Annotated in this window: 13 protein-coding genes and 2 pseudogenes; 4 read left to right on the forward strand and 11 right to left on the reverse strand. The window is 59.1% G+C overall.

The window, feature by feature from the left end; translation table 11 throughout:
• Positions 1-116 precede the first annotated feature (116 nt).
• On the forward strand, positions 117-1,451 hold the full coding sequence (locus WG29040_RS11305; protein WP_003442846.1) for a dicarboxylate/amino acid:cation symporter: 1,335 nt from the start codon (positions 117-119) through the stop codon (positions 1,449-1,451).
• Positions 1,452-1,500: 49 nt separating this feature from the next.
• Here the strand turns inward: WG29040_RS11305 and WG29040_RS11310 are convergent, their stop codons facing one another.
• Positions 1,501-1,995, reverse strand: a complete 495-nt coding sequence (locus WG29040_RS11310) for a SprT family zinc-dependent metalloprotease (RefSeq protein WP_010655746.1) — start codon at positions 1,993-1,995, stop codon at positions 1,501-1,503.
• 155 nt (positions 1,996-2,150) lie between these two features.
• Positions 2,151-2,753 (reverse strand): Yip1 family protein, encoded by a 603-nt coding sequence (locus WG29040_RS11315; protein WP_003442844.1) that lies wholly within the window; start codon positions 2,751-2,753, stop codon positions 2,151-2,153.
• A gap of 268 nt (positions 2,754-3,021) precedes the next feature.
• Here WG29040_RS11315 and ttcA point away from each other — a divergent pair, with 268 nt between their 5' ends.
• Together ttcA and WG29040_RS11325 are read left to right on the forward strand one after the other, a co-directional pair.
• The gene (gene ttcA / locus WG29040_RS11320; RefSeq protein ID WP_003442843.1) at positions 3,022-3,846 is read left to right on the forward strand and encodes a tRNA 2-thiocytidine(32) synthetase TtcA; all 825 of its coding nucleotides are present in this window, start codon (positions 3,022-3,024) and stop codon (positions 3,844-3,846) included.
• 24 nt (positions 3,847-3,870) lie between these two features.
• On the forward strand, positions 3,871-4,542 hold the full coding sequence (locus WG29040_RS11325; RefSeq protein WP_003442842.1) for a DNA-3-methyladenine glycosylase I: 672 nt from the start codon (positions 3,871-3,873) through the stop codon (positions 4,540-4,542).
• Positions 4,543-4,910: 368 nt separating this feature from the next.
• Here WG29040_RS11325 and WG29040_RS11330 read toward each other — a convergent pair.
• From WG29040_RS11330 to arsC, 5 genes and pseudogenes are all read right to left on the reverse strand, one after another.
• Positions 4,911-4,997 (reverse strand): annotated as a pseudogene (locus tag WG29040_RS11330) (DUF2069 domain-containing protein); the annotation flags it as partial.
• 205 nt (positions 4,998-5,202) lie between these two features.
• Positions 5,203-5,289: pseudogene (locus WG29040_RS11340) on the reverse strand (DUF2069 domain-containing protein); the annotation flags it as partial.
• A 205-nt stretch (positions 5,290-5,494) separates the two neighbouring features.
• On the reverse strand, positions 5,495-5,908 hold the full coding sequence (locus tag WG29040_RS11350; protein ID WP_003442841.1) for a DUF2069 domain-containing protein: 414 nt from the start codon (positions 5,906-5,908) through the stop codon (positions 5,495-5,497).
• Positions 5,901-6,506 carry an NAD(P)H:quinone oxidoreductase gene (gene wrbA / locus WG29040_RS11355; protein ID WP_010655748.1) on the reverse strand — a complete coding sequence of 202 codons (606 nt, stop codon included), beginning with the start codon at positions 6,504-6,506 and terminating at the stop codon, positions 5,901-5,903. Before wrbA ends, WG29040_RS11350 begins: the two co-directional genes overlap by 8 nt.
• Positions 6,503-6,856 (reverse strand): arsenate reductase (glutaredoxin), encoded by a 354-nt coding sequence (arsC, locus tag WG29040_RS11360; RefSeq protein WP_003442835.1) that lies wholly within the window; start codon positions 6,854-6,856, stop codon positions 6,503-6,505. Before arsC ends, wrbA begins: the two co-directional genes overlap by 4 nt.
• 126 nt (positions 6,857-6,982) lie before the next feature.
• On the opposite strand from arsC, the gene WG29040_RS11365 reads away from it, so the two are divergent.
• The gene (locus tag WG29040_RS11365; protein ID WP_127196162.1) at positions 6,983-7,447 is read left to right on the forward strand and encodes a TlpA disulfide reductase family protein; all 465 of its coding nucleotides are present in this window, start codon (positions 6,983-6,985) and stop codon (positions 7,445-7,447) included.
• A gap of 87 nt (positions 7,448-7,534) precedes the next feature.
• Here the strand turns inward: WG29040_RS11365 and WG29040_RS11370 are convergent, their stop codons facing one another.
• The 4 genes from WG29040_RS11370 to WG29040_RS11385 are packed head-to-tail and all read right to left on the reverse strand — an operon-like array spanning position 7,535 to position 12,223.
• A complete protein-coding gene (locus WG29040_RS11370) occupies positions 7,535-7,939 on the reverse strand; it encodes an META domain-containing protein (protein WP_003442829.1) in 405 nt (134 codons plus the stop codon).
• Positions 7,936-8,373, reverse strand: coding sequence for a hypothetical protein (locus WG29040_RS11375; RefSeq protein WP_127196163.1), 438 nt, complete (start codon positions 8,371-8,373; stop codon positions 7,936-7,938). Before WG29040_RS11375 ends, WG29040_RS11370 begins: the two co-directional genes overlap by 4 nt.
• Before the next feature lie 50 nt (positions 8,374-8,423).
• A complete protein-coding gene (locus tag WG29040_RS11380) occupies positions 8,424-9,413 on the reverse strand; it encodes a 2-hydroxyacid dehydrogenase (RefSeq protein WP_003442823.1) in 990 nt (329 codons plus the stop codon).
• Positions 9,414-9,457: 44 nt separating this feature from the next.
• Positions 9,458-12,223 carry a response regulator gene (locus tag WG29040_RS11385; protein WP_003442820.1) on the reverse strand — a complete coding sequence of 922 codons (2,766 nt, stop codon included), beginning with the start codon at positions 12,221-12,223 and terminating at the stop codon, positions 9,458-9,460.
• Positions 12,224-12,292 lie beyond the last annotated feature (69 nt).

Below are 12,292 nucleotides of genomic sequence, written 5' to 3' on the forward strand. Positions count from 1 at the left end.
TGCCGCTTGAGCAGCTCAACACAACAAATCCCTCCAAGTACAGGAGGGTTCGCGCTTTGGGTATCACCGGTCTCAGATGGAATGACGACTGAGTGATGCACTTGAGGAACTTTGCAATGACGACTCGTCAGCCACTGTACAAATCCCTGTATTTGCAAGTGATCGTAGCGATTGCTATCGGTATTTTGCTGGGCCATTACTACCCGGAAACCGGGGTTGCACTCAAACCCCTGGGTGATGGCTTTATCAAACTGATCAAGATGGTAATCGCGCCCATTATTTTCTGTACGGTGGTGAGCGGTATCGCCGGCATGCAAAGCATGAAGTCGGTCGGCAAGACCGGTGGTTATGCGTTGCTCTACTTTGAAGTAGTGTCGACCATCGCCCTGCTGATCGGGCTGGTTGTGGTGAACGTGGTTCAACCGGGCGCGGGCATGCACATTGATGTGGCCACCCTGGACGCCTCCAAAGTAGCGGCCTACGTGACTGCCGGTGCGGACCAGAGCATCGTTGGTTTCATCCTTAACGTGATCCCTTCGACCATCGTCGGCGCGTTTGCCAATGGCGACATCCTGCAAGTGCTGATGTTCTCGGTGATCTTCGGTTTCGCCCTGCATCGACTGGGTGCTTACGGCAAGCCGGTGCTGGACTTTATCGATCGCTTCGCCCACGTGATGTTCAACATCATCAACATGATCATGAAGCTGGCGCCCCTGGGTGCGCTGGGTGCCATGGCGTTCACCATCGGTGCCTACGGTGTGGGTTCGCTGGTGCAACTGGGTCAGTTGATGATCTGCTTCTACATCACTTGCGTGTTGTTCGTACTGGTCGTACTGGGCGGCATCGCTCGCGCTCACGGCTTCAGCATCCTCAAGCTGATTCGCTACATCCGTGAAGAGCTGCTGATCGTTCTGGGCACCTCCTCGTCGGAATCGGCCCTGCCACGCATGCTGGTGAAGATGGAGCGTCTGGGGGCGAAGAAGTCGGTAGTGGGTCTGGTCATTCCGACCGGCTACTCGTTCAACCTCGATGGCACTTCGATCTACCTGACCATGGCTGCCGTGTTCATTGCGCAAGCGACTGACACCCACATGGACATCACCCACCAGATCACTCTGCTGCTGGTGCTGCTGCTGTCGTCCAAAGGTGCTGCAGGCGTGACCGGCAGTGGCTTTATCGTACTGGCCGCGACCTTGTCGGCTGTAGGCCACTTGCCGGTTGCCGGTCTGGCGCTGATTCTGGGTATCGACCGTTTCATGTCCGAAGCCCGTGCCCTGACCAACCTGATTGGTAACGCTGTCGCCACGCTGGTGGTTGCCAAGTGGGTCAAGGAACTGGACGAAGACAAGCTGCAGGTGGAGCTCAGCTCCGGTGGCAGCCCGTTGAATGACATGCGTCCTGTGGACGACCTGGGCGTAGCTGAAGGCGCGGCCCCGGTACTGTCGAAGTAAGCTCAGGCGGATAAAAAACCCATCTTCGGATGGGTTTTTTTATGCCTGTTCATTCGACGCGGGTTTCACCACTGAACACCAGCGTGTTGCGGCAGCGCCGGCACAGGTAGCCACGACCTTGCTTGACCAGGCCGTGGCGCTGGGCGGAAAACGCAAAATCGCTGTCCGGGCAAGGACAGCGGTAGATATAGCGCGTGGCGCTGCGGCGTTTGATGGCGTAGGTGTGGCAGCGGTTGGGCGGCAGTTCATAGACCCCGCGCATGATCAACTGCCACTCTTCGCCATGGGGGGTGATGCGGTCGCCAAACAATTGGTGGGCAATCAGGTGAGCGACCTCGTGAGCGACTGTTTGCTTGATGAAGTCTTCACTGTTTTCGCGGTACAGCTGTGGATTGAAACGCAGCAGGTTTTCGTGCAAATGCGCGACACCGGCCTTTTGCCCACGTAGCTTGAGGCTGACCACGGGGCGTTTGAAAGGGCGTTTGAAAAATTTTTCGGCCTGTTGAAAACAGTCTTCGACGCGGGTATTGAGCAACTCGGGCATGCGGTTCGGTTCTCCAGAGCTGGCGATTATGCCGCAAGCGGCAGGAGTTCCGAAGCTGATCACGCCCAATGGTCATACAACCATTCTGTACCTGCAGGAGCGAGCTTGCTCGCGAGGTTTTTCAACCCCAACCCTCGCGCCTGCAGGGTTTGCGCTCAGTTGGTATAGACCGGACCTACCCCCAGGCCCCAGATGATCACGGTAAACGCCATGATCGCGACCAGCACCACCAGGCCGACTGCCAGCACCGAACTGGAAAACAAAAACCCTTCGTCCGGGTCGATGTTCATAAAGGTCGGCAGGCCGACATAAAGCAGGTACACGGTGTAACAAATGGCCGCGGTGCCGACCATCATGCCCAGCCACATATGCGGATACAGAGCGGCCAGTCCCCCGATAAACAGGGGCGTAGCGGTGTAAGTGGCGAAGGCGATGCAACGGGCCATGCTTGGTTGCGCATCATAAGTACGCGCCATCCAGTGAATAAAGGCCCCCATCACGCCTACGCCCGCCAGCATCGCGATATAGGACATCAGGGTCATCCACAAGGCGCTGTCGGTGGTCAGCATCACTGCTGCCCGGCTGCCGATGGACCAGCCGACCTGTGTGGTGCCGATAAACGCCGAAATGGCCGGTATGGCAGCCAAAATCAGGGTGTGGGTGAAGTACATGTGGCCGATGCTTTCCTCTGCATCGCCACGGATTTCGCGCCACTCTTGATCGGGATGGGTGAAAAGCCCCACTACGTGATGGATCATGGCTATCGCTCCTGTAAAAAACGCATCGCCCCCAGAGGGACACGTGCCGGTCGCGCAGCCAGATGGTGGGTTCAGATACATGGGCATGCGGCCTTAGTCGCAGTATAGGAAAACTGATGCCCAATGAACCCGGGCCCTTAGAGCATATTGCGCTGTCAGGCGCCGGCTTATCGCGTTGCTGTCTTTAACCTTTGCAGGGGCTTCGTACAGCGGGTTTTTTTAAGTAAAATCCCCGGTTTTTGGTCTTAACTCGCGGGTTTGAAGCGCTATGGGCACTCTTTCGGTCTCTCAAAATAAACTCCAGAAACGCTTGCGCCGACTGACCGGTGAGGCTGTGGCCGACTTCAACATGATTGAGCACGGCGACAAGGTGATGGTCTGCCTGTCGGGTGGAAAAGACAGCTACACGCTGCTGGATGTGCTGCTGCACCTGCAAAAGGTCGCGCCCATCCAGTTCGAAATCGTCGCCGTGAACATGGACCAGAAACAGCCGGGCTTTCCCGAGGACGTGTTGCCGGCCTATCTGAAGTCATTGGGTGTGGAATATCACATCGTTGAAAAAGACACCTACTCGCTGGTCAAAGAACTGATTCCTGAAGGCAAAACCACCTGCTCGCTGTGCTCGCGCTTGCGGCGCGGCACGCTGTACACCTTTGCCGATGAGATAGGTGCGACCAAGATGGCCCTGGGGCATCATCGCGATGACATCGTTGAAACCTTCTTCCTCAACATGTTCTTCAATGGCAACCTCAAGGCGATGCCGCCCAAGCTGCGCTCCGATGACGGTCGCAACGTGGTCATCCGGCCGTTGGCCTACTGCAACGAGAAAGACATCCAGGCCTACTCCGATTGGCAGCAGTTCCCGATTATTCCGTGCAATTTGTGCGGCTCCCAGGAGAACCTGCAGCGTCAGGTGGTTAAAGACATGCTGGTGGAATGGGAGCGCAAGACGCCGGGCCGCACCGAGAGTATCTTTCGCAGCCTGCAAAACGTGATGCCGTCGCAACTGGCGGACCGTAACCTGTACGACTTCAAGAGCCTGAAGATTGACCAAAACGCCGCACCGCGGTTCGTCAATCTGCTCAATCTGTAAGTCTGATAGCCAAGAGGAGAGGGCATGCGCGACTACAAATGGCTGCATGAATATTGTTTGAATCGCTTTGGTTCGTCAGCCGCCCTGGAAGCCGAGTTGCCCGTCCCCAAAACTGCTGAGCAGTTGCGCCGGATCAGTGACGATCGCTACCTGTCGACCCTGGCCTTGCGGGTGTTTCGCGCGGGGCTCAAGCACAGTGTGGTGGATGCCAAGTGGCCGGTATTTGAACAGGTTTTTTTCGGTTTCGACCCTGAAAAAGTGGTGCTGATGGGGGCCGAGCATCTGGAGCGTCTGATGCAGGATGCGCGGATCATCCGTCACCTGGGCAAGCTCAAAAGCGTGCCGCGCAACGCGCAGATGGTGCTCGACATTGCCAGGGAACACGGCAGTTTCGGCGCCTTTATTGCCGACTGGCCGGTGACCGATATTGTTGGGCTGTGGAAATACCTGGCCAAGCACGGGCACCAGTTGGGCGGGCTGTCGGCGCCGCGCTTTTTACGCATGGTCGGCAAGGACACTTTTGTGCCGAGCTATGACGTGGTGGCGGCGCTGAATGCGCAGCAACTGGTGGACAAGGCACCGACCAGCTTGCGCGACCTGGCGATAGTGCAGAACGCTTTCAATCAATGGCACGCCGAAAGCGGCCGGCCCATGTGTCAGTTGTCACAGATGCTGGCGTTCACGGTTAATCACTGACATTAGGTCGTTTTTATCGCTGGCAAGCCAGCTCCCACAGAGTATGCATTTAACTTATGGGAGCTGGCTTGCCAGCGATGGAATCAAGCGCCTTCACCCGCCAGCCGGCGGTCCAGTTGATAGCGCTAGCGCACATGCTGCATGGCGCTGCCAAACACTGCCACGCTGGTAAGCCAGCTCCCACAGAGTATGCATTTAACTAGTGGGAGCTGGCTTGCCAGCGATGGAATCAAGCGCCTTCACCCGCTAGCCGGCGGTCCAGTTGATAGCGCCAGCGCACATGCCGCTGCCAAACACTGCCACGCTGGCAAGTCAGCTCCCACAGAGAGTGCATTTAGCTTGTGGGAGCTGGCTTGCCAGCGATGGAGTCAAGCGCCTTCACCCGCCAGCCGGCGGTCCAGTTGATAGCGCCAGCGCACATACAGCATGGCACTGCAAAACACTGCCACGCTGGCAAATCAGCTCCCACAGAGAGTGCATTTAGCTTGTGGGAGCAGGCTTGCCAGCGATGGATTCAAGCACCTTCACCCGCCAGCCGGCGCTCAAGTTGATAGCGCCAGCGCACATGCAGCATGCCGCTGCCAAACACTGCCACGCTGGCGAGTCAGCTCCCACAGAGAGTGCATTTAACTTGTGGGAGCTGGCTTGCCAGCGATGGAATCAAGCACCTTCACCCGCCAGCCGGCGGTCCAGTTGATAGCGCCAGCGTACATACAGCATGGCACTGCAAAACACTGCCACGCTGGCAAGTCAGCTCCCACAGAGCGTGCATTTAGCTTGTGGGAGCTGGCTTGCCAGCGATGGAATCAAGCACCTTCACCCGCCAGCCGGCGGTCCAGTTGATAGCGCCAGCGCACATACAGCATGGCACTGCCAAACACTGACATGCTGGCAAGTCAGCTCCCACAGAGAGTGTATTTAACTTGTGGGAGCTGGCTTGCCAGCGATGGAATCAAGCGCCTTCACCCGCCAGCCGGCGGTCCAGTTGATAGCGCCAGCGCACATACAGCATGGCACTGCAAAACACTGCCACGCTGGCTGCGATTTCCAGCAAACCGAACACCTGCCGGTTCGGGTCGAATGCGGCCAGTGCACCTTTGATCAAGTACAGGTTGACCACATAGCAGGTGAACGAGTGCCCGCGTGCGCTGCCCATCAGCATGCCCGGCACCAGAAACATCAGCGGCACCAGTTCGATCAGCAAGATCACCCAGGGGCGCGCGCCATGCAGGTTGGCGAACCCCAGGTAATAGACGCAGAGCAGGCCGACCAGCCCGAAGAAGCTCACCAGGCTCAGTACCCGCATCAGCTTTACCCGGGGTGCCAGCCACTCGATGGAAGGCAACACTTTTGGCTTTTTAGCCACGGGTGTTCTCCAGTCTCAGGGCGGTGGTCGCCAGGCGCTGCCCCAGTGCCCGGCACAGGGCTACTTCGTGCTCGTCCAGCTTGCGCTTGCCATCGGCTCCGGCATGGTGGCTGGGACCGTAGGGAGTGCCGCCGCCCGTGGTATTGAGCAGCGATGTCTCACTGTAAGGCAGGCCGGTGATCAGCATGCCGTGATGCAGCAAGGGCATCATCATCGACAGCAGGGTGGTTTCCTGGCCGCCGTGCAGGCTGGCGGTGGAGGTGAACACGCCGGCAGGCTTGCCGACCAGGGCACCGGTCAGCCACAGGTTGCTGGTGCCATCCAGAAAGTACTTGAGCGGGGCGGCCATGTTGCCGAAACGGGTCGGGCTGCCGAGCGCCAGACCGGCGCAGTTTTTCAGGTCGTCAAGGCTGGCATACAGCGCGCCCTCGGCCGGAATGTCCGCAGCCACGGCTTCGCATTCGCTGGAGACGGCCGGCACGGTGCGCAAGCGCGCTTCAAGGCCGCCCTGCTCGATGCCCCGGGCGATTTGCCGGGCCATTTCATTGGTCGAGCCATTGCGGCTGTAATACAGCACCAGAATGTAGGGTGTGCTCACGGCAGGATCTCCAGGACTTTTTCAGGCGGACGGCCAATGACCGCTTTATCACCTGCCACCAGAATCGGACGTTCGATCAATTTCGGGTGTGCGGCCATCGCGGCGATCAAATCCTCGTCACTGAGGCCGGCATCGCCCAGGTTGAGGGTTTTGTATTCCTCTTCGCCGGTGCGCAGCAACTGGCGCGGGCTGATGTCGAGTTTGCCCAGCAGGCTGTGCAATTGCGCAGCGTCCAGAGGGGTATCGAGGTAGCGCACCACGGTCGGGGTGAGGCCGCGGGCTTCAAGGATTTCCAGCGCACCGCGGGATTTCGAGCAGCGCGGATTGTGATAAAGCGTCAGATCGGTCATGTGCGGGTCGCATCTTGCGTAAGGTGGCGGCTATTCTACCCGTCTGGCGAGCGTGTCTGAACCGCATGCGGTGATTGGCCGCCGTACAAAGACTTTTTGACTGTATTTACCCACAAGGATCAACACATGTTTAAGCGGCTTTTCGCGGTAGTTACCGTCGCCACCACGTTACTGCTGAGCGGTTGCGGTATTGATTACGGGGTCGATCAACATGGACAGAAGGTCGCATCCGAGCGTCTGGACAAGCAATGGAAGGTCATTAATTACTGGGCCGAGTGGTGTGGCCCGTGCCGCATTGAAATCCCGGAACTCAATGAGCTGGAGAAGCAGTTGCAGGGGCAGTCGGTGGGCGTGTTCGGGGTGAACTACGATGGCTTGCAGGGCAAGGAACTGAGCGATGCCAGTTCTGCGATGGGCATTACCTTCACCGTGCTGGCGCAAGATCCGGCCGAGCATTTTGATCTGCCGCGCAGCGAAGCATTGCCGGTGACCTACATCATTGATGAGAAGGGCAAGGTCATGGCGCAGATGATGGGCGAGCAGACCGCCGCCGGGGTATTGGCCAAGATCAAGGAACTACGCGGTAATTAAGCCCGCTGCCCTGTAGAAGCGAGCGTGCTCGTGATCTTTTAATCTTCAAAGATCACGAACCGGCCCGCTGCTGCAGTGGCGCGGCAATCAGCCTTCTTCAGGCCACAGCCGCAACGGCTTGCCTTCGGCAGGCCAGAAACGCACCTGTTCGATCGGGGAGATGTCCCAGCGCTGTACGGTTTGCAGGGCTTCGAAGAATCGTTGCTCCTGCTCCATCAACGCCGGAGCACAGGCTTTGCGGGTGCTGCCGACGCCACCAAAGGTCAGTTTGTCGCCGTCCAGAGTGTAGGGCGCAAACCAATGATTACAACCACCGTTGCCATAGGCCCGGCCGCCTTCATCGAAGGTCACGGTCAGATGGCTGTAATCCATCAGTGGCCGCTCGCCAATCCATTCCACGACGTAGGCACGGTTGTGCTGCAATTGCACCGGATCGCCTGCGCAGCCTGCCAGGCTTGCGCCCAGCAATGCCAACAGGGTCAGGTGTTTCATAGCGCGGCCTTTCGGCATTGCGGGCACTGGTGCTTGCTGCCTTCAGTGCTCCAGCCCAGCTCGGCAATGCGCAGGCTGGCGGCAGGTTTCTGCGCTTTGGTACCGAGCTTGGCGTCTACCGCGAACTCGAACTTCAGTTCTTTGCCACAGGCATCGCAATTGACTTGCCATTGATGAATCGCCAACTCACCGAAAACCGGTCCTTTGGTGACGGCAACCCACTGGCCGCGCGGGTTGATCAGGTGGCGCACTTTGTCGACGGTCAGGCGCATGGACAAGTCCTTGCTGCCTTTGAGCGTCACGATCAGTACGTCACCGGTCTGGATCGAGCCACCGTTGCCGGTGACTTGATACAGGCCTGGCGCCAGGGCGCGGCATTCAATCAGGGTGTGCTGCGGGTTAAGCAGGCTGTAGCGAAAATCGTGTTCGACCATGGGTCCTCCAAATAGGCCGCTATGCTAGCACGCAGCCGAGGTCTGGCCTTTCAACCTTCGATCAGGTTTTGTGGCGTGCCGTTGCTCCAGGCCGCAATGTTGTCCAGTGTGGTGCCGGCAATCGCGCTGAGTGCCTCGCGGGTGAGAAAGGCCTGGTGCGCAGTAATGATCACGTTGGGGAAGGTCAGCAGCCGCGCCAGCACGTCATCCTGCAACGGTAAATCGGAGCGGTCCTCAAAGAACAGCTGGGCTTCCTCCTCGTACACATCCAGTCCCAGGTAGCCCAACTGACCACTTTTCAGCGCCTCGATCAGTGCCGGTGTGTTGACCAGTGCACCGCGCCCGGTATTGATCAGCATGGCGCCATGTTTGAGGGTCGCCAGCGACTGGCTGTTGATCAGGTGCTTGTTATCCGCAGTCAGCGGGCAGTGCAGGCTGATGATATGCGAGCCTGCCAGCAGCTCGGGCAAGCTTACATACTGCGCACCCAGTGCCAGCAGTTGTGCATTTGGATACGGGTCAAAGCACAGCAGCTTGCAGCCGAAGCCGGCCATGATTTTGCCGAAGGTCGCGCCGATCTGGCCGGTTCCGACCACGCCGACGGTCTTGCCGACCAGGTCAAAGCCGGTCAGCCCGTGCAGGGTGAAGTCGCCTTCGCGGGTTCGGTTGTAGGCGCGGTGCAGGCGGCGGTTAAGCGCCAGGATCAGGGCCACGGCATGTTCGGCCACAGCATGGGGCGAGTAGGCGGGAACCCGCACAACGCTCAAACCCAGGCGCTTGGCGGCGGCAAGATCGACATGGTTGTAGCCGGCCGAGCGCAGGGCGATCAGGCGGGTTCCTCCAGCGGCCAGTTGCTCCAGTACCGGGGCACTCAAATCGTCGTTGATAAACGGGCAGACCACCTCGTAATCATGGGCAATGGCCGCAGTATCGAGGCTCAGGCGCGCCGGTTGAAAGTGCAGTTCAAGACCCTCGGGTTGCGCGGCGGCAGTAAAACTGTCGCGGTCGTAGGTCTGGCTGCTGAACAGGATCGTGCGCATGAGATCTTCCTTGGGGTGTGTGGGGTGGTGACGGTCTTGCCTGGTTACGCGGTACTGCGTGCCTCTTTGGCCAGGCGGATAATGGCCTCGTCCAGTTCGTTGAGGGCGGCGTAGGCGTGCGGGCTTTCTTGCTTGAGCAGGGTTTCGCTGCGCTGGCAGGCGGCACGCAATTGCGGTACCCCGCAGTAACGTGTTGCACCGTGCAGACGGTGTACGCGTTCGATCAGTGCATTGTTGTCCTGGTCCTTGCGCGCCAACAGGATCGCTTCACGATCTGCCTCCAGCGAGGCCAGAAGCATGGCCAGCATGTCGATAGCCAGATCGGCTTTGCCAGCGGCCAGTCGCAGGCCTTCTTCGTGATCAAGAATCGGTAGTTTGGCGTTGGGGCGGGCAGGCTCGTAGCCGCTGTCCTGGACTTGATTGCGCAACGCCAGCCCGGTCCACTTCAGCACCACTTGCGCCAACTGCCGTTCGCTGATGGGTTTGGTCAGGTAGTCGTCCATGCCGCTCTGCAGCAGGGCGCGTTTTTCGTTGGCCATGGCGTGGGCCGTCAGCGCGACAATGGGCAGCGGCGCATTGTGCTGCCCGGTTTCCCACTGGCGCACCACTTCGGTGGTTTCCCGCCCGTCCATGCCGGGCATCTGGACGTCCATCAGCACCAGGTCGAAGGCTTCATTCTTGACCGCTTCAATGGCGGCATAGCCGCTGTCCACGGCCGTTACCTTGGACCCCATGTCTTCCAGAAGGGTTTGCACCAGCAACAGGTTGGCCGGGTTGTCATCGACGCACAAAATCCGCGGTGCACGGCTGGCCAGCAGTTCGCCGGGCTCGGTGCGGGCCTGTCGCGGGTTGATCAGGTCGGCCAGGGTGCGCCGCAGTTTTCGGGTGCAGGCAGGTTTGGATTGCAACTGGCTGTGGGGATTGGGCACCGCCGTATTGAACAGTACCTGCTCGGTGGTCGGGCACAGCACCAGGACTTTGCAGCCCATATGTTCGAGGTCCCAAATATGCTGGTTGAGGCGCTCGGGCGGCATGTCTTTGGCCGTGACCCCAAGGACCGCCAGATCAATGGCCTGAGGCGTCTGATGGGCACCGGTCACGCAATTGGTGAGCTTCTCCAGGGTGGTAAACGGCGTGACTTCAAGTCCGCAGTCTTCCAGTTGATGCTGCAATGCCTGGCGTGCCAGATCGTGTTTCTCCAGCAAGGCTACGCGCCGGCCCGGCAGCGGGGCAGCGGGCAAATCTTCAGCATCGTCCCGGGCTTTGGGCAGCTTGACGCTGATCCAGAACACCGAGCCTTCGCCGGGGGTGCTCTCAACGCCAATTTCGCCGCCCATCTGTTCCACCAGACGCTTGGAAATGACCAGTCCCAGGCCAGTACCGCCGGGTTGGCGTGACAGGGAATTGTCGGCCTGGCTAAAGGCCTGGAACAGTGCCCGTACATCCTGGCTGGTCAGGCCGATACCTGTGTCTTGCACGCTGATGCGCAACTGCACGCAGCCGTCGGCATTATTGTCATCTTCATCTTCGAGCATGGCCCGCACCGCAATCGTGCCCTCGCGGGTGAACTTGATGGCGTTGTTGACCAGGTTGGTGAGGATTTGCTTGAGCCGTAACGGATCGCCAATCAGCGACAGGGGGGTGTCGCGGTAGACCAGACTGACCAGCTCCAGGCTTTTTTCGTGGGCTGACGGGGCAAGGATGGTCAAGGTGTCCTGCAACAGGTCGCGCAGGTTGAACGGGGTACTGTCCAGTACCAGCTTGCCGGCTTCGATTTTCGAGAAGTCCAGAATCTCGTTGATGATGCCCAGCAGGCTGTCGGCAGATTTCTCTATGGTGCTCAGGTAATCGTACTGGCGGGGTGTCAGCTCGCTTTTTTGCAGCAAGTGGGTGAAGCCCAGGATGCCATTGAGCGGGGTGCGGATTTCGTGGCTCATGTTGGCCAGAAATTCGGACTTGATGCGGCTGGCCTCAAGCGCTTCCTTGCGGGCCAGATCGAGCTCCAGGTTCTGGATCTCGATGGTTTCGAGGTTTTGACGCACGTCCTCGGTGGCTTGGTCGACGCTGTGTTGCAGTTCTTCCTGGGCATTTTGCAGGGTTTCGGCCATGCGGTTGATGCCTGAGGCCAGTTCGTCCAGCTCGTGGCTGCCCAGGGGTGGCAAGCGGGTTTGCAACTTGCCGTCCTTGAGCTGGGACACGGCATGTTTGATCCGGTCCAGGGGAGCATTGATCGTGCGACTCAAACGCAATGCCAGCAGCGTGGTAAACACCAGTCCGCTGACAATCAGCATCAAGCTGGCAAACAGGCTGCGGTAGCCGCGCAGCAGCATGTTGTTATGGGACAGTTCAAGCTCGACCCAGCCCAGCAGGCGATGGGCTTCGTTAGGTATTACATCGCCCGCCAGGTTGCGATGACGACCAAATACGGGCAACAGATAGCGTGTGGCATCGTTGTCGGAGCGCTGCTGTAGTTGGGTGCCGTAACCCAGTGGCGGCTGGTTGATCATGGTCGGGCCGGCATGCACCAGAGGCTCGTGGTTGGCATCAAGGAATGCCACGGACCTTACATCTTGTTGTTCCAGGGCTTCGTTGGCGATGCGGGTCAGCAGGGCAATGTCATTGCGGCCCATTGCGGGGGCAGCCAGGGGGGCGAGCTGTTCGGCGATCATTTCGCCGCGTTGCAACAGTTGCGCTTGCAGCTCTGACTGCTGCAACCACGTGAAGTAGCCACCCAGTACCATCGCCATCAGCGTGACGGGCAATAACGTGAGCAACAACACACGACCTTTGATACCCAGGTTCTTAAGCACGCAACTCTCCAGCCCTACATTTTTATAAGTGTTTCCTGAGCGTCCGGCGCAGGCCAGGTGCCAGTGTAG

The organism is Pseudomonas sp. PAMC 29040, from assembly GCF_003994535.1.
Taxonomy (GTDB): domain Bacteria; phylum Pseudomonadota; class Gammaproteobacteria; order Pseudomonadales; family Pseudomonadaceae; genus Aquipseudomonas; species Aquipseudomonas paraversuta.

What these genes read in the sequence shown, in the direction of transcription:
- WG29040_RS11305 (WP_003442846.1), top strand. Translation starts at nt 117, where the DNA reads ATGACGACTCGTCAGCCACTGTACAAATCCCTGTATTTGCAAGTGATC.
- WG29040_RS11310 (WP_010655746.1), bottom strand. Translation starts at nt 1,995, where the DNA reads ATGCCCGAGTTGCTCAATACCCGCGTCGAAGACTGTTTTCAACAGGCC.
- WG29040_RS11315 (WP_003442844.1), bottom strand. Translation starts at nt 2,753, where the DNA reads ATGATCCATCACGTAGTGGGGCTTTTCACCCATCCCGATCAAGAGTGG.
- ttcA (WP_003442843.1), top strand. Translation starts at nt 3,022, where the DNA reads ATGGGCACTCTTTCGGTCTCTCAAAATAAACTCCAGAAACGCTTGCGC.
- WG29040_RS11325 (WP_003442842.1), top strand. Translation starts at nt 3,871, where the DNA reads ATGCGCGACTACAAATGGCTGCATGAATATTGTTTGAATCGCTTTGGT.
- arsC (WP_003442835.1), bottom strand. Translation starts at nt 6,856, where the DNA reads ATGACCGATCTGACGCTTTATCACAATCCGCGCTGCTCGAAATCCCGC.
- WG29040_RS11365 (WP_127196162.1), top strand. Translation starts at nt 6,983, where the DNA reads ATGTTTAAGCGGCTTTTCGCGGTAGTTACCGTCGCCACCACGTTACTG.
- WG29040_RS11370 (WP_003442829.1), bottom strand. Translation starts at nt 7,939, where the DNA reads ATGAAACACCTGACCCTGTTGGCATTGCTGGGCGCAAGCCTGGCAGGC.
- WG29040_RS11375 (WP_127196163.1), bottom strand. Translation starts at nt 8,373, where the DNA reads ATGGTCGAACACGATTTTCGCTACAGCCTGCTTAACCCGCAGCACACC.
- WG29040_RS11380 (WP_003442823.1), bottom strand. Translation starts at nt 9,413, where the DNA reads ATGCGCACGATCCTGTTCAGCAGCCAGACCTACGACCGCGACAGTTTT.